Annotated in this window: 16 protein-coding genes; 12 read left to right on the top strand and 4 right to left on the bottom strand. The window is 46.1% G+C overall.

The features are described from left to right. Window positions 1-19: 19 nt before the first annotated feature. From EST55_RS09975 to EST55_RS09965, 3 genes are read left to right on the top strand one after another with little or no spacing between them, the layout of a single operon-like run. Complete coding sequence (locus EST55_RS09975) at window positions 20-283, top strand: OadG family transporter subunit (RefSeq protein WP_100691779.1); 264 nt, start codon at window positions 20-22, stop codon at window positions 281-283. After that, complete coding sequence (gene oadA, locus EST55_RS09970; RefSeq protein ID WP_129497346.1) at window positions 280-2,091, top strand: sodium-extruding oxaloacetate decarboxylase subunit alpha; 1,812 nt, start codon at window positions 280-282, stop codon at window positions 2,089-2,091. Before EST55_RS09975 ends, oadA begins: the two co-directional genes overlap by 4 nt. Window position 2,092: 1 nt before the next feature. Continuing rightward, complete coding sequence (locus EST55_RS09965; protein WP_088767828.1) at window positions 2,093-3,220, top strand: sodium ion-translocating decarboxylase subunit beta; 1,128 nt, start codon at window positions 2,093-2,095, stop codon at window positions 3,218-3,220. A gap of 202 nt (window positions 3,221-3,422) precedes the next feature. Here the strand turns inward: EST55_RS09965 and EST55_RS09960 are convergent, their stop codons facing one another. Beyond that, window positions 3,423-6,026 carry a response regulator gene (locus EST55_RS09960; RefSeq protein ID WP_129497345.1) on the bottom strand — a complete coding sequence of 868 codons (2,604 nt, stop codon included), beginning with the start codon at window positions 6,024-6,026 and terminating at the stop codon, window positions 3,423-3,425. A gap of 168 nt (window positions 6,027-6,194) precedes the next feature. On the opposite strand from EST55_RS09960, the gene gshA reads away from it, so the two are divergent. Both gshA and EST55_RS09950 read left to right on the top strand, forming a co-directional pair. Further along, window positions 6,195-7,799: a glutamate--cysteine ligase gene (gene gshA / locus EST55_RS09955; protein WP_100691782.1), complete on the top strand. Its 1,605-nt coding sequence runs from the start codon at window positions 6,195-6,197 to the stop codon at window positions 7,797-7,799. Window positions 7,800-7,929: 130 nt separating this feature from the next. Further along, entirely contained in the window at window positions 7,930-8,568 is a 639-nt protein-coding gene (locus EST55_RS09950; RefSeq protein ID WP_100691783.1) for a hypothetical protein, read from the top strand. On the opposite strand, the gene EST55_RS09945 is transcribed toward EST55_RS09950, so the two are convergent. Together EST55_RS09945 and ccsA are read right to left on the bottom strand one after the other, a co-directional pair. Next, on the bottom strand, window positions 8,565-9,863 hold the full coding sequence (locus tag EST55_RS09945; protein ID WP_100691784.1) for an HlyC/CorC family transporter: 1,299 nt from the start codon (window positions 9,861-9,863) through the stop codon (window positions 8,565-8,567). The two genes, EST55_RS09950 and EST55_RS09945, sit on opposite strands and share 4 nt — an antisense overlap. A gap of 68 nt (window positions 9,864-9,931) precedes the next feature. After that, window positions 9,932-10,726, bottom strand: a complete 795-nt coding sequence (ccsA, locus tag EST55_RS09940; protein WP_129497450.1) for a cytochrome c biogenesis protein CcsA — start codon at window positions 10,724-10,726, stop codon at window positions 9,932-9,934. Between the two features lie 162 nt (window positions 10,727-10,888). Here ccsA and ffh point away from each other — a divergent pair, with 162 nt between their 5' ends. The 7 genes from ffh to tyrA all read left to right on the top strand — a co-directional run bounded on the left by ffh (window position 10,889) and on the right by tyrA (window position 16,135). Beyond that, entirely contained in the window at window positions 10,889-12,253 is a 1,365-nt protein-coding gene (gene ffh, locus EST55_RS09935) for a signal recognition particle protein (RefSeq protein WP_088767833.1), read from the top strand. A gap of 119 nt (window positions 12,254-12,372) precedes the next feature. After that, window positions 12,373-12,621: a 30S ribosomal protein S16 gene (gene rpsP / locus EST55_RS09930; protein WP_126751656.1), complete on the top strand. Its 249-nt coding sequence runs from the start codon at window positions 12,373-12,375 to the stop codon at window positions 12,619-12,621. A 26-nt stretch (window positions 12,622-12,647) separates the two neighbouring features. Then, window positions 12,648-13,172, top strand: a complete 525-nt coding sequence (rimM, locus tag EST55_RS09925; RefSeq protein ID WP_129497449.1) for a ribosome maturation factor RimM — start codon at window positions 12,648-12,650, stop codon at window positions 13,170-13,172. An 11-nt stretch (window positions 13,173-13,183) separates the two neighbouring features. Continuing rightward, entirely contained in the window at window positions 13,184-13,927 is a 744-nt protein-coding gene (trmD, locus tag EST55_RS09920) for a tRNA (guanosine(37)-N1)-methyltransferase TrmD (RefSeq protein WP_088769355.1), read from the top strand. Window positions 13,928-13,962: 35 nt separating this feature from the next. Next, window positions 13,963-14,322: a 50S ribosomal protein L19 gene (gene rplS, locus EST55_RS09915; RefSeq protein ID WP_088767835.1), complete on the top strand. Its 360-nt coding sequence runs from the start codon at window positions 13,963-13,965 to the stop codon at window positions 14,320-14,322. Between the two features lie 72 nt (window positions 14,323-14,394). After that, window positions 14,395-14,988, top strand: a complete 594-nt coding sequence (locus EST55_RS09910) for a DNA-J related domain-containing protein (protein ID WP_129497344.1) — start codon at window positions 14,395-14,397, stop codon at window positions 14,986-14,988. 10 nt (window positions 14,989-14,998) lie between these two features. Next, complete coding sequence (gene tyrA / locus EST55_RS09905) at window positions 14,999-16,135, top strand: bifunctional chorismate mutase/prephenate dehydrogenase (RefSeq protein WP_129497343.1); 1,137 nt, start codon at window positions 14,999-15,001, stop codon at window positions 16,133-16,135. Between the two features lie 2 nt (window positions 16,136-16,137). Here tyrA and EST55_RS09900 read toward each other — a convergent pair whose 3' ends face one another. Then, window positions 16,138-16,500: a response regulator gene (locus EST55_RS09900; protein WP_100691789.1), complete on the bottom strand. Its 363-nt coding sequence runs from the start codon at window positions 16,498-16,500 to the stop codon at window positions 16,138-16,140. Window positions 16,501-16,520 lie beyond the last annotated feature (20 nt).

Raw genomic sequence — 16,520 nt, 5'->3', positions numbered from 1 at the left:
AGTCGTTTCGAGGTGTCTTTTGCAAGAACTACTTACCCAAGCAGCTCAGCTCATGCTCGTTGGTATGGGTGCTGTCATTGTCTTTTTATGCATATTAGTTGTCTGTATGGCCGTCATGAAATGGTTGATACCGACGCCTTCGTTAGCACCACAGACACCGAATCAACCTCGCTCTGACGCTTCCGCAGGGAAGTCACCGACATTGGTTGCAGCAGTATCAGCTGCCGTACATCAATATCGTCAGCGCCATTCGGCCGCAGAAAACAAGGAGATGTCTAAATGAGTAAGCCTTTGCTGTTAACTGAGCTTGTTTTAAGAGATGCTCACCAGTCTTTATTAGCGACCAGAATGCGCTTAGACGACATGTTACCGATAGCGGAAAAGCTGGATAAAGTCGGTTATTGGTCAATGGAGTCTTGGGGCGGAGCAACCTTTGACTCTTGTATTCGGTACTTAGGCGAAGATCCGTGGGAACGTATTAGAGAGCTCAGTAAGGCAATGCCAAACACACGCCAACAAATGCTGCTACGAGGGCAGAATTTATTAGGCTACCGCCACTATGCGGATGACGTCGTGCGTCGCTTTGTCGAGCGGGCGAAAGATAATGGTGTGGATGTATTCCGTATTTTTGATGCAATGAACGACGTTCGGAACTTAAAAACGGCGATAAAAGCAGCGAAGGATGTTGAAGGACATGCTCAGGGTACCTTGGCTTACACCGTAAGTCCTGTGCATACTCTGGATAAGTGGGTTGAGATGGCACAAGAGCTTGAAGACTTGGGCTGTGACTCGTTATTCATTAAAGACATGGCCGGCTTGTTGCGACCGAACGATGCTTACGATTTAGTCAGTGCGTTGAAAGAAAAGACTGACTTACCGATTTCTATGCAATGTCATGCCACGACTGGTTTGAGTGTGGCGACTTACCAGAAGGCCATTGATGCGGGTATTGATATGCTCGATACCGCTATTTCGTCGATGAGCATGACCTATGGTCACTCACCAACGGAAACATTGGTGGCGATGACGGAAGGCACGGATAGAGATACAGGCTTGTCACTACCCGATTTAGCGGAGATTGCGTCTTACTTCCGCGATGTGCGAAAAAAATACGCTAAGTTTGAAGGTTCACTGAAAGGCGTGGATGCTAGAATTCTGCTGGCCCAGGTGCCTGGCGGCATGCTGACTAATATGGAAAACCAGCTGAAAGAACAGGGTGCGATTGATAAGTTTGATGAGGTATTAGAAGAGATACCTAAAGTCCGTGAAGATCTTGGTTTTATTCCACTGGTGACACCAACTTCTCAAATTGTGGGAACGCAAGCGGTACTTAACGTATTAAGCGGTGAGCGTTATGCCAACATTTCAAAAGAAACTGCAGCGGTTCTCAAAGGTGAGTACGGTGCTACAGCGGCAGAGGTGAATAAAGAGCTGCAAAAACGTGTGTTAGATGGTGATAACCCTATTACCTGTCGTCCGGCTGACTTAATTGATGATGAAATGGACGCACTGACTGAAGAGCTGAAGAAAACAGCAAAAGAGCAGGACATTCGTTTGGCCGATAATGTTGAAGACGACGTATTGACCTACGCGCTGTTCCCACAAATCGGTCTTAAATTCCTGAAAGACCGCGATAACCCGGATGCTTTTGAGCCAGCCCCGGAAGAGCCAGGTGAAGGTTCGTCTGAAGGAGATCAGGCACAGCCCGCTCCGGCACAATCAAGTGGCAGTGTCGAGCTTTATGATGTGGAAGTCGACGGTCAGAAGTTCAGTGTAAAAGTGGGTCCTTCTGGTCAGGTTGACTCAGTAGAAGCGCAAAGTTCAGGTAACAAACAGTCAGCACCGACATCCCAAAATGGTGGTGCAAGCGGTGGTGAAGGAACAACGATTAAAGCCCCATTAGCGGGGAATATTTTCAAAGTCGTCGCAAAGGAAGGCAGTCAGGTTAAAGCCGGAGATGTCGTTCTGGTCATGGAAGCAATGAAAATGGAAACCGATATTAAAGCGGAAAATGACGGTACCGTGAACGCGATTCATGTAAAAGAAGGCGATGCGGTAACAGTTGGCGATAGCTTAGTAACGGTGGGTTAACATGGATAAGTTAATGACTTTGTGGGAAACCACCGGTATTTCCGCAATGACGCTGGGCCAGTTCAGCATGATATTGGTCGGCGGGTTATTGTTGTACTTAGCGATATCGAAAAAATTTGAGCCGTTACTGCTATTGCCAATCGGCTTTGGCGCAATACTGGCCAACATTCCGCTGGCTGGGTTCACCGAGCCGGGCGGAGTGTTGTATTACGTCTATTCGGTTGGTATCGACACTGGCGTGTTTCCATTGCTGATTTTTATGGGGGTCGGAGCATTAACAGATTTTGGTCCGTTGTTGGCAAACCCTAAGATGCTGTTTCTGGGCGGCGCTGCTCAGTTTGGTATTTTCGCAACATTATTTGGAGCCATTGCTTTGAACATTGTTCCGGGCATTGAGTTTTCAATGTCAGATGCGGCTGCTATTTCAATTATCGGTGGTGCTGATGGACCCACTGCAATATTTCTGGCGTCAAAATTAGCTCCGGATTTATTAGGTGCCATTGCGGTCGCAGCATACTCTTACATGGCGTTGGTGCCGATTATTCAGCCACCAATTATGAAGCTGCTTACTACTGAAGAAGAGCGCCAGGTTAAAATGGAGCAGTTACGACCCGTCGCACGCCGTGAAAAGCTGTTTTTCCCGCTTATAGCAATAACCTTAACATTATTATTTCTACCGTCGGCAACGCCGTTGGTTGGCATGTTCTGTTTAGGTAACTTAATGCGTGAATCTGGAGTTGTTGAACGGCTGACCAAGACAACCCAGAATGAGCTGATTAACATCGTGACTATCTTCTTAGGTTTAGCGGTAGGCTCAAAGCTTCAGGCGGATCAGTTTCTAAGCTTCCAGACATTGGGTATTTTATTACTTGGTGCAATTGCTTTTGCGATAGGTACGGCAAGTGGAGTGCTTATGGCGAAGTTAATGGCGAAGTTTAGTAAAGATCCTATCAATCCGCTTATTGGGGCGGCAGGTGTTTCTGCGGTTCCCATGGCAGCGCGTGTTGTGAATAAGGTGGGGCTGGATTCGAATCAACAGAACTTCCTGTTAATGCACGCTATGGGGCCTAATGTGGCCGGTGTGCTGGGGTCAGCTGTGGCTGCCGGTATACTGCTTGCGCTGGTTTAGTCCGGCTACTCCTCTAATGACTAACGCCCTGTAATAAACATCATCGCCGTGTAAAAAGCGGCGATGACTGCGCTTATAACGGCAATATAGACAAATCCTTTGTAGCCTTGCTTAATAGTCCAGCCATTGGTTTTAAGGTATAGCAACCAAAGCAGACTTAGCAGCAGGGGTATTAGAAAAAAGTAACGTATCATAATTAACCTTAAGATTGATGCTGCTGAATAGTTTCCAGATCTTGTGCTGCCTGGTGTGCGAAACGCAAGCGTTTTTCAAGCTCGGTTATTTGGTCAGCGACTTTATCAATTTCACCTTCCGCCATAAAAGACTCTAAATCAGCGGCTTTATTTTTAAGCTGCGTAAAGCCTAAGTTAGCTGCTGCACCTTTCAATGAGTGAAAATAACGTTTGGCGCTGTCATGTTGGCCGCGCGTGATAAAGTCTGACACCTTGGTCGCACTACCTTGATAGCTCTCGTAAAGCTGCTCTACCAGTTTTAAATACAATTCAACATTGTATTGTAGTCGAGCGAGGGCAGACTCAAAATCAATCCCTTTGACTTGTGGTATTTTTATTGGTGTATTTGCGGTGGGTTCCGGCTGCTCATCTACAGCTCCAGTATTGTTGGCGTTCTCATCCGAATAGTCACCGGGAACTGCCCATTTTGAAATTGCTTTCAGTAGCACTTTTTCGTCAATGGGTTTAGGTATATGGCCTTGCATACCCGCCGCCAGCGAACGCTCTTCATCGCCGCTCATTGCATTGGCTGTCATGGCCAGAATGGGCAGTTGTTTGTATGTGAACTCAGTTCGAATCTGTTGTGCAGCTTTAAGTCCATCCATCACTGGCATCTGAATATCCATAAGTACGATGGCGTAATTTTTTTTGCGCACCGCCTCTACAGCAAGCTGACCGTTCTCTGCGATATCAACCTGAAACTTATGACTGTTGAGTATCTCACGTGCTACCTGTTGGTTAATTTCGTTGTCTTCCACAACCAATACGGGCGCGCCAATCAGATTATCAGGAATACTACTTGATGATTCCGGACTGATTTCTTCGTCAATATCTCGGTGCAGCAGTGTCGAGGTTAAACTGCGTCCAAGTGTCGATGCAGTAAATGGCTTCGATAAAATATCGTTTACACCAGCACGTTTGGCTTTTTCCGACAATTCTTCAGCGTAATAGCCGGTAGCTAACGTTAGCTTAGGACGTATATCGGCATCGTAAGTTTGAGTTATTTTCTCGCACAATTGCAAACCGTCCATACCCGGCAATCGCCAGTCAACGAGTAGTAACTCGTATGGGTTGCCTTCCTGAACGGATTCTTCGAAGACTTTAAGCGCTTGCTCGGCAGTACGGCACACCTTGACGTCAACTTTATAACTGCGCAGCATTTCATAAAGCATTTCGCGAGTACTTAAATTGTCATCAACCGCCAAAATTCGTTTATCAGTTAAGTGCTTCAGCAGATATTCGTGGTGGCTGTTGTCTTGCTCGCGCTGCACCGGCAGTTGTATCTCGATATAGAAAGTCGATCCTTGTTCAACTGCACTCGTCACACCGATATCACCTCCCATCAAGAGAATGAGTCTACGGGATATCGCAAGACCAAGCCCGGTGCCACCATACTTGCGTGTGGTTGAGGTATCGGCCTGAGTAAACTCTTTAAATAAATTGGCTCGTTGTTCTTCGTCCATGCCAATACCGGTATCGGTGACTGAAATACGCAGCAGAACGTCGCTGTCTGAGCTGTCGAGCAAGTTAACCGCAACATTGATCTCACCGTCTTCGGTGAACTTTATGGCGTTGCTAATGAGATTCACAAGTACCTGGTTTAAGCGCAGCGGGTCACCAATGAGTTTGGTGGGAATATTGGCCGGTAAATTAATAATGAACTCGAGATCTTTGTCGTAGGCGCGATAGGCAAACATGTCGGCTAACGACGTCAGTACGTCTTGCAAATCAAACGGTATTTCTTCAACGGTCAGTTTACCGGCATCAATTTTTGAAAAGTCGAGGATGTCATTAATCACACCTAACAACGCTTGCGAGGACGAGTCGATGACTTTGATGTAGCGTTTCTGCTTCTGATTCAACTCCGTTTTAAGGCACAAGTTAGCCATACCGACAATGGCATTAATCGGTGTGCGAATTTCATGACTCATGTTAGCAAGAAACTCGCCTTTAGAGCGGTTAGCATTTTCTGCGGTTTCTTTGGCCTTTTCCATTTCCTCGGCAACTGATTTAATGCCGGAGATGTCGTAGTAGCTGCCTAAAATACCAATGATGTTACCGTCGTCATCGTGCAGCGGTACACTGGAGTGCTCAACCCAGCGACTCCCCTGAGCGAGGGTTAACTCCAACTCTTCGTTGGTTGAGGGTTGTTGTTCTTCAAATGTCGTCTGGTCTTTCTTCCGGAGAATTAAGTTATTGGCGAGTATTGGAATATCACTATCGGACTTCCCGGTAATAGCCTCTGGCGCAAGACCTAAGTCCTTAGCAAAAGCCTCGTTGCCGCCGAGTAAATTTAGCTCAGAATCGCGCCAGTAAACCCGAGTCGGCAAGTCATTAAAAACTTGTTCAAAAAGCTGCATTGAGTCAGATGACAAAAACGGCTGCCGGAAAGGAGCGGTTAACGCGTTACGGCGTGACCACCACCAAATAGCAATGCCAATAATTAAGCTGAACGTTATCATTGCGACCAGAACGGTGTCGCTCCAGGGGGAAGGCAGCAGCGCGTAAAGCACAAGGCTTGATACTTGCAGAACAACGAAAATCAGCTGTAAAAACGTCCAGAATGAGCTCATGGTAATCCATAACCGAAAGAGGGTTGTATACGTGCGTTAGTCTGCCATGTTGATGGTGAATCGCCAAGCAATATCAGGAAAATTACGACCTCTATCATGGACGTTTAAAGTATTTACCAGTAAGCTTAGCAGCAGAAAATAATCCGTTTTTGTCAGTGGAGTAGTCTCTTGCAAGCCACATTTCAATCAGTTGTAGAAACGCTTAAGCAAAGTGATAAGCCGAATGTTTGGCAGGGAATAAAACGTGGTATCGAGCGCGAAGCCTTGCGTATTAATGAAAATGGCACACTCGCAACAACCGATCACCCTGGTAAGTTAGGTCGTACCTTGACTCACCCAACCATCACAACAGACTATTCTGAGAACCTTCTGGAATTTATTACGCCAGTAGCAACGAATATTGATACTACGTTAAAGCAATTACGTGATATTCATCGGGTTACTTATAATGCTATCGGAGAAGAGTTGTTATGGCCAATGAGTATGCCGTGCTATCTGGGCTCCGACAAAGACATCCGTATTGCTAAATATGGAGACTCTCACTCCGGGCGAATGAAAAGTTTATATCGTCGAGGATTAACTTACCGCTACGGAGCGACCATGCAAGTCATTGCGGGGGTTCATTATAACTTCTCAGTATCCGATGAGATGTGGGAGCAGCTCGCGCAAATTGACGGCGAGGTGAATGACAGTGATTATCGCAGTAAAAGATATTTCGGTTTAATTCGTAACTTCAAACGAATTGCCTGGGTTATTCCCTATTTGTTTGGCGCATCACCGGCATTGTGTAAGTCGTTTTTCACCCAGACCAATAATGAAGAGCTGTTGAAAAAGTGGGACTTTGACACTGTTGGTAAAGGAACGGTGTTTTTGCCTTATGGTACGTCTTTGCGCATGAGTGATTTGGGCTATACCAATAAAGAGCAGGCGACGTTAAAAATTACCTATAACTCTTTGGGGGAGTACGTAGAAGGTTTGCGTAAAGCAATAACTACTCAGTCTCAGCAGTTTTCGAAAATAGGTGTAAAAGTTGACGACGAATACCGTCAATTAAACGACAATATTTTGCAGATAGAAAATGAGTTTTACTCGCCAATTCGGCCTAAGCAGATTGCCCGGGATGGCGAAACGCCAAGTCAAGCTTTAGAACGCGGTGGGGTTGAGTACATTGAAATAAGAGCGCTGGATGTGAATCCATTTAGCGACGTGGGGATTACCGCTCAACAAATGCGCTTCCTCGATTTGTTATTGTTGCACTGTTTGTTGCAGCCAAGTGACGAGATGACTTGGGAGCAGCAACAACAAGCGGATAAGAATTTTACCAAAGTGGTTATGCAAGGCCGTAACCCACGCTTAAGTCTGGCGCATAACGGTATCGACAGACTAATGGCTGACTGGCTTGAAGAGCTGTTTGCCGATTTTTCGCTGTTGGCAAAAACGCTGGACAACTCGAGTCATTCGAAGGACTATCAGAATGATTTGGCGGACTTGTACGAATGGGTTTTGAACCCGGAGCGAACACTTTCCGGGCAAATTATGCATCAGCTACAGTCTGAAAACTGGGACAACAGCCGCATAGGAATGCTTTTAGCGAAGCGATATCGTCAGCAAATGATAAGTTCGGGTCTTGAGTTATACAGTCAGGCTGATTTTAGTGAATGGGCCCAGAGTTCAGAAAAAGCATTCAATGATCGGTATGAACAAGACAATAAGGTCGACTTTGACACCTTTTTAATGAATTATTTTGAAAGTGCGAAGCAGCCGGGGCGTTAGCTTTTTTATATGACACATAAAAAAACGCAGCCAATGTTGGCTGCGTCAAATAAAACGTTCAGGGGATGAACAAATACGTTAACTCTCAATGTGTTCATATATTCAGAGTAACCTATTTGAAGAAAGTTCAATGAAAATACATTTTTTTAAGCCAGTTAACCGAATCACCTTTTCAGCTGCGGCTTTTGCTGTTCTGTTAAGTGGTTGTGCAACCCCACCCCCTGAAAACCCAGAGAACATTTGTGCTATTTTTGAAGAGCATCGCGATTGGTATGACGCTGCCGAAGATGCACGTGAACGTTGGGGCGTTCCTATTCATGTTCCTATGGCTATGATGTATCAGGAAAGCTCTTTTAAGCATGATGCGCTGCCGCCTAGAGATTATTTATTAGGTTTTATTCCGTGGGGGCGGGTCAGTTCCGCTTACGGGTATTCGCAAGCAAAAACTATGACTTGGGAAGACTATCAGCGTGAAACAGGCAACAGTTGGGCAAGTCGCTCTTCATTTGAAGATGCTATCGACTTTATGGGTTGGTTTATCTATAAAACGTACCAAGTCAATGGTGTTTCAAAGTGGGACGCTTACGGACAATACCTGAATTATCATGAGGGGTGGGGCGGCTATCAACGCAAAAGTTATTTGAAAAAGCCTTGGTTGGTTCGCGTATCAAAAATTGTTAAGCGCCGCTCATTAACGTATGCGACGCAGCTCAAGACTTGCGAAGAAGACTTGCAAAAAGGTTGGTTGTGGCGCCTTTTCTTTGGTTAGTCATTTTGGGTTTCTGTCGGTGCCTTGTAGAGTTCAGGCAAAACCCGAGCTTGTTTAATCATGGTGTCACCGACTTCAACCAGCTCTACCGGATAGCCGCCAAGGCGCAGGCATAAGCGTGAGTCTGGTATATCACCAAACTGTTCGATGATAAGACCACTGAGTGTTTTCGGACCATCCGTCGGGAAGTCCCACTCCATTTCTTTATTCAGTTCGCGAAGGTTTGCTGACCCGTCTACTACGTAAACACCATCGCTTTCTTGAGTCACCGACTCGCTTGGGGCCGGTGCCATCGTAGTAGTGAAGTCACCGACAATTTCTTCCAGGATATCTTCCAGTGTTACTAAGCCTTGAATATCGCCGTATTCATCAACGACTAGCCCTATGCGCTCTTTACTGCGCTGAAATTTTAATAGCTGGACATTGAGTGGCGTGCCTTCTGGAATAAAGTAAATATCCCGTGCGGCGCGCACTAATATAGACTTGTCTGCATTAAACTGGTTTTTCGTCATTAGCCGCATGACATCGCGAGCGTGCAGGAAACCTACGGCGTCGTCTATTTCGTTACGGTAAAGCAATACCCTGGTGTGTTGCCCATTGGACAATTGCTTGACGATAGACTTCCACTCATCATTAATGTCTATGCCGATAATTTCATTACGTGGCACCATCACGTCTTCTACGGTTACCTTTTCTAAGTCAAGTATGCTGACCAACATCTCCTGGTGAGAGGTGGGTATTAAATTTCCCGCTTCATTAACCACTGTCCGAAGCTCTTCGGTACTCAGTGCATCAGCCATACCAGACTGTTTTGGGTTGACTCCCAGGAGCCTCATGAATGAGTTGGTTATTGCATTAACGCCAATGACCACCGGGTACATGACCTTAAGCAAGGGCAGCAAAATTAATGAACTTGGAAAAGAGATCTCTTCTGGGTGCAGCGCGGCAATCGTTTTAGGGGTTACTTCTGAGAATATGAGGATGATAAGAGTCAGGCCGAAAGTAGCGACGACAATACCGGCGTCACCAAACCAGCGCAAACAGATAATAGTAGCTATCGCTGAGGCACCAATGTTGACCAAATTGTTGCCAATAAGAATAAGACCAATGAGCCTGTCGGGACGGTCTAATAAATGCTGGACGCGCTTGGCTCCGCGGTGATTACTTTGCACCAGATGTCTTAGGCGATACCGGTTTATCGACATCATCCCGGTTTCAGAGCCTGAAAAGTAAGCGGATAAAAATATCAGTACGGCTAAAATAACGAGCAACAGGCTCGTCGATATCTCGTCCAACGGTTATTTCCTTACGTTAACTTAGAATGTGACAATTTAGAGTGCTGAGCGATGAAGTCAAGGGTTGTTTAGCCTATTAAGAAGTCTTTCACAAAACGACTTCCAAAATACCCAAGCGTGAGTAACGTGCTAGCCGTCAACGTCAATAGAACAATGAGCCGCCCACGTAGGCCGGAAACTCTATGTAAAACAAGCGCAATTAAGTAAATGACGGCTGCCAGGCTGGTTAATATGGTCTTATGTGCTTGATTCTGGGCAAACATATCTTCTAAAAATAAAAAACCACTGCCCAAGGCAACAAACAGCGCAACGGTGCCAAGTGCCAATAAATTAAAAAAGTTTCTTTCTATGGTCATTAGTGGCGGAAGCTTATTGAGTAGCGAGTGACTCTTACGCTGTTTTAAAATACGGCTTAAGTAGCTGGTTTGTATTGCGTATAGCGTGGCCAGCGCAAGAATGCCGTAAGCAATTAGCGACAGTGCAATATGAATAAATAACGCATGTTTTGAGCTAATGTCTGCCCCCAGATGAACGGGAGTAAATACCAGTAACACACAGGTTAACGCTGAAAACAGATAAATAATGGGCTTAAGAAACAGGTTACTAAAACGCTGGAAGCGAATGAACGAGGTTACGGTGACAAACAGGGCGACCATGCTCAGGCTGGACGATAGGTTAATATGGTCAAAGTCATCAACAGCAAGCTGCTGAACAATAAGCCAGCCATGCGCAATGATAGCGATCCCTGCGGGAATAATCTGTGACGCTGGCTTATGCTCTTTACCGTTAAATACGGTTTGCAAAATGATGAAAGCACTAGCCGAATAGCCGACGACACTGATTAGCAGCAATATAAAGAGCATCACGCGCTCAGTTTCCCTGATGTTTGTTGTTCTTGATGTTGAGTATACGTTGTCAAACGGTTAAACCCAATACTTTGGGGGGCGAAACTTTCTTGCAATTCGGATATACTGCCCCCATTCACTTTGTACGCCAGAATTCCGAAATTAAAAGAGACGACCGATATGTTTGAAAATTTATCAGAACGCCTATCGCAGACGATGCGTTCTATCGGTGGCCGAGGTCGGCTGACAGAAGATAATATAAAGGAAACGTTACGCGAAGTGCGTATGGCGCTGCTTGAGGCTGACGTTGCGTTACCGGTTGTAAAAGATTTTATCGCAAAGGTTAAAGAACGAGCGGTTGGTACTGAGGTCAATAAAAGCCTGACACCGGGTCAGGTGTTCGTCAAAATCGTCCAGTCAGAATTAGAAGCGGCGATGGGCGAAGGCAACGCTCCTTTGCAACTGAATACACAACCACCGGCTGTGATACTAATGGCAGGCTTGCAGGGTGCGGGTAAAACGACCAGTGTGGGTAAGCTCGCCAAGTTTTTGACCGAGCGCGAGAAAAAGAAAGTCATGGTGGTTAGTGCCGACGTGTATCGTCCGGCGGCCATTAAACAGTTGGAAACCATTGCAGAACAGGTGGGAGTCGATTTTTTCCCGTCGTCTACCGAACAAAAGCCGGTTGATATCGCCAATGCGGCCATAGCGGCTGCGCGTAAACAGTTTGTCGATGTGGTTCTAGTCGATACGGCAGGTCGTTTAGCGGTCGATGAAGACATGATGGCGGAGATTCAGCAGCTTCACTCAAGCATTAAGCCTATTGAAACGCTGTTTGTCGTTGATGCGATGACCGGTCAGGACGCGGCGAACACGGCAAAGGCGTTTAGTGATGCATTGCCGTTAACCGGTGTTATTTTAACGAAAACCGATGGTGACGCCCGTGGTGGTGCTGCATTATCGATTCGCCATATTACTGGCAAGCCTATTAAGTTTCTTGGTGTCGGTGAAAAAACGGATGCCCTGGAGGCTTTCCATCCCGATCGGGTTGCGTCACGTATTCTTGGTATGGGCGATGTGCTGTCGCTCATCGAAGAAGTCGAACAGAAGGTCGACAAGGAGAAAGCTGAGAAAGTCGCCAAGAAAGTTATGAAAAAAGGCCAGTTTTCACTGGAAGACTTTCGGGACCAGCTTGTGCAAATGCGTGAGATGGGCGGCATGATGGGGCTCATGGATAAAATGCCCGGCATGGGTAAAATGACCGATCAAATTAAAGGTCAAATGGATGATAAAATGACGCTTCGTATGGAAGCGATTATTAATTCAATGACCCCACAGGAAAGACGTCACCCCGATGTCATAAAAGGCTCTCGTAAACGCCGCATAGCAACGGGTTCAGGCACACAGGTGCAGGACGTGAACAAGTTGCTGAAGCAGTTTATGCAGATGCAAAAAATGATGAAAAAAATGAAAGGCGGCGGCCTTCAAAAAATGATGCGTGGTATGGGCGGTAAACTCCCTCCGGGAATGTTTCCAGGCCGTTAGGAAAAAGCGCGTCAAGCTTGCATTTCAACGAAAAATCAGTAGAATTGCCGAGCCTTCCGACTCAGTCGGAGGGCTTTGCTATTTTTTACATTTAAACAACAGTTATATTGAGGAACGCAATGGTAACCATTCGTTTACAACGTGGCGGTGCGAAAAAGCGCCCCTTCTACCAAATGGTAGTTGCTGACAGTCGCCGTTCACGCGACGGTCGTTTCATCGAGAAAGTAGGATTTTTTAACCCACTGGCTCGTGGTCAGGAAGAGAAACTTCGTGTTGATGTTGATCGCATTGAGCACTGGGTAGGCAAAGGCGCACAATTATCTGAGCGCGTTGCTAAATTAGTTAAAGATGCAAGCGCTGCGGCGTAAGCATTAATTGTTCAGGATAGTTAATGATGCCTCAGTCAGAACACATCGTTATAGGTCGCTTAGGTGCGGTATATGGCGTCAAAGGTTGGCTGAAAGTGCAATCATTCACGGAAGATCCTGAATCAATATTTGAATACAGCCCTTGGCTGCTCAAACAAAAAGGTGAGCAAACTATCGAAGTCGCTGAGTGGCGTCGCCACAATAAGGGACTGATTGCTCGACTGGAAGGTGTGTCCGACCGTGATCAAGCTGCGCGCCTGACCGGAGCGGATATCTGCATTACTGCAGATGAGCTGCCTGAATTAGCTGATGATGAGTTCTACTGGCACGACCTAATTGGTTTGCAAGTGGTGAACCTTCAAGGCTATGACATGGGGGTGGTTGAACAGATAATGCCAACCGCATCGAATGATGTATTGGTGGTAAAAGCAAATAGCAATGATGCGTTTGGAAAGTCTGAGCGTCTTATTCCGTTTATTCAAAGTGAATATATCACTGAGATTAATCGGGAAGAGAAGCGTATTCAGGTTGACTGGCCGTCTGACTTCTAATGGAAGTCCCATTGAAAATTGGTGTTATTAGCTTATTTCCTGACATGTTTTCTGCCGTTACCGATTACGGTGTTACTGGTAGAGCCATAAAGGAAGGTTTATTACAGGTGAGTGTTTGGAATCCTCGTGATTTCACTCACGATCGCCATCGCACGGTCGACGACAGACCATACGGTGGGGGACCTGGCATGCTGATGATGGTACAGCCTTTGGTTGATGCTATTGAGGCCGCTAAAAACGACCTTGGTCAGGATACGCCGGTTATTTATCTGTCACCTCAGGGGCAAACATTGGATCATAGAGGAGTGCAGTCGCTCTCCGGTAATGATCGAATGATATTAATTGCTGGCCGTTATGAAGGCATTGACGAACGCGTTATTGAAAAGTATGTCGATGCACAATGGTCAATTGGGGACTATGTGTTAAGCGGCGGTGAGCTACCAGCAATGGTGCTGATCGATGCTATTTCAAGATTAGTGCCCGGCGTGTTGGGGCATCGGGACTCTGCAGAGGAAGATTCTTTTGCAAATGGTTTACTGGATTGCCCGCATTACACGAGACCGGAAGTTTATAACGAGCAGCAGGTTCCCTCAGTACTTTTGAGTGGAAACCATGACAAAATACGTCGCTGGCGGTTGCAGCAGTCCTTAGGGCGAACATGGCTGCAACGTCCGGAGTTAATTAAAGACCTAGCTCTGACTGACGAGCAGGAAGCCTTGTTGAGTGAATTTATTGAACAACGGTCATCCAGCTAACAGCGGACAGTTTATCTAGGATAGGAGATATAAAAATGGCAAAAGTTAGCCAAAATATCATTAAAGCTCTTGAAGAAGAGCAAATGAAAAAAGATTTACCTGAGTTTGCACCAGGTGACACTGTTGTTGTAAATGTAAAAGTTAAGGAAGGCAACCGTGAACGTCTGCAGGCGTTCGAAGGTGTTGTTATCCGTGTCCGTAACCGTGGTCTTCACTCTGCATTTACGGTACGTAAAGTATCGAATGGTGAAGGTGTTGAGCGTACTTTCCAAACGCACAGCCCATTGGTAGATAGCATTAAAGTGAAGCGTCGCGGTGCAGTTCGTCGCGCGAAACTTTACTACTTGCGTGAGCGTTCAGGTAAGTCTGCACGTATTCGTGAGAAGCTTTCATAAGAACGCGATTAAAAATCGAAATAGCAAAGAAAAACCCAGCCTTGAGCTGGGTTTTTTGTTAGCCTAATTGCTATGGAAGAAGACATTGAAATACTTATCCAAATTTTGGCTGAATGTTTGGACTCCCAGCATCACTGGACAGAGCATCAACTCATTGAGGCTTTGCAGGCTGAGCCGTACCAGTTTTTTGATAAAACGGCGCTGCGCGATCCCCTAAACCTGTTTCAAACGCATTTCATTTTGTTCCACAGCTTATATAAGCTGCGTGAACGTTGGCGTTTGCAAAAGAAATACGAGTTATTCATTCATACGCTGAATATTGAATGTCAGCCGTGGCAGCAGGGTGAAGAAACGCTAGCCGAAAACGACTCTCTGGCGGAGTATTATTTAGACTTAAGTCAACTGAGCAATACTTCTGAAACCGATGTAGAGTCGATGCTTAATGACTTTTGGGAAAGAATGGGGCAAGATTTTTCCACTAAGCAACTGATGCCGACCGACGAAGCTTGTGAAGTGATGGAATTAACACCGCCGTTGACCGAAAAACAAGTAAAAAAGCAGTATCGTCGCCTGGTACATAAGTACCACCCCGATAAAGGCGGTAGTGTTGCTAAGATGCAAAATGTTCAAAAAGCGTACCGCGCTATTTTAGTCAGCCTTAATTAAAGCGATACCCATGAATAAAACACCGCAAGAAAAATTAGACGAGCTAAGGCAGTCGATAGACAGCACCGACGAAGAACTCATCCGCTTACTGGCGAAGCGCGAGGCATTAACCGCCAAAGTCGGTGATGTTAAAAAGGCCTTGCGGCAGCCGCTTTATGTTCCTGAGCGGGAAAACAAAATGATACAGGCGCGCAAAAAAAAAGCGATTGAACTTGGCGTGTCAGAAGACTTTGTTGAAGACATTTTACGCCGAATTATTCGCAACTCCTACCAAACCCAAACCGGACAGGCTAGCCAAACTTCAGCCACTCCGGAAAGGCCGGTTATTGTGGTTGGCGGCAAAGGAGCCTTAGGTGCTAAGTTTGTTGAGTTCTTTGAGCAAACTGGTTACCGAACCGTTATTGTCGATAAAGGCGACGCCTGGCCGGATGGCGAGACTTTAAGTCATACACAGTTGGTTGTTATCAGCGTTCCCATTAATCAAACAGAAGCTGTTATCGCGTCATTACCTAAGCTACCCGATGACTGTGTTCTGGCTGATATTACAAGTACCAAAGAAGGCCCGCTAAAAGCTATGCTGAGCGTTCATGCAGGCCCAGTGGTGGGTCTTCACCCAATGTTTGGCCCGACAATAAAGACCTTCGCAAAACAGCTAATAGTGGTTACACCGGGACGTAGAGCAGAAGAGTACCAATGGCTCATGGAACAGCTGTCTAATTGGGGAGCTCATTTATACCAAACCGACGCTGAGGCGCATGATGAAGCCATGGGCTGGGTACAAGCGTTTAGACATTTAAGCACCTTCGTGTATGGTCTGCACATGGCAAAAGAAAATGTCGATATAGAGAATCTGCTTAATGTTAGCTCGCCCATTTACCGAATGGAACTCATGATGGTCGGTCGACTCTTCGCCCAGAACCCGGAGCTGTACGCCGATATTATGTTGTCTCACGGAGAGCGGACCGAGTCCATTAGCCGTTATCTGAACCTGTTTTCAGAGTTGCTGGAAGTGCTTAAAGAAGGCAATAAGGACGAATTAATACACTTATACAGCGAAGCACAAACGTATTTTGGTGATTTTTCACAGCAGTTCTTAAAAGAGAGTGAAGCACTGGTTCAGTTGGCTGATGACCAGCGCTTTAAATAGTATTAAGGCTTCACATACTCGTTGAACAGCTCCTCCAATGCTTCGGGAGAAACCGGTTTGTGCAACGTCGCGTCCATGCCAGCCTCACGGCACGCTGTCATTTCACTGGCGCTTTGGTGGCTGGTTATGGCGATAATGGGCGTATTTTCAAATTCAGGCTGACCACGTAGGGTTTTGCAAACCTCAGCACCCGACATATCAGGCATTTCGTAATCAAGGAAAATGAGGTTGGGCATTGTTTTGGCTTGAGTCAGTGCTTCTTCACCAGTGGTTGCGGTAAGAATCTCGACATTGTATTGGCCGAGCATCGCTTTTAGGACTTCCAGACTAATAAAGTCATCGTCAGCAATTAAAACTTTCGTCATGCCTACTACCTTTTTCATTG

The sequence above is a fragment of the Idiomarina sp. 29L genome, assembly GCF_004123135.1.
GTDB lineage: Bacteria > Pseudomonadota > Gammaproteobacteria > Enterobacterales > Alteromonadaceae > Idiomarina.
This window is presented reverse-complemented; position numbering and strand designations above follow the sequence as displayed.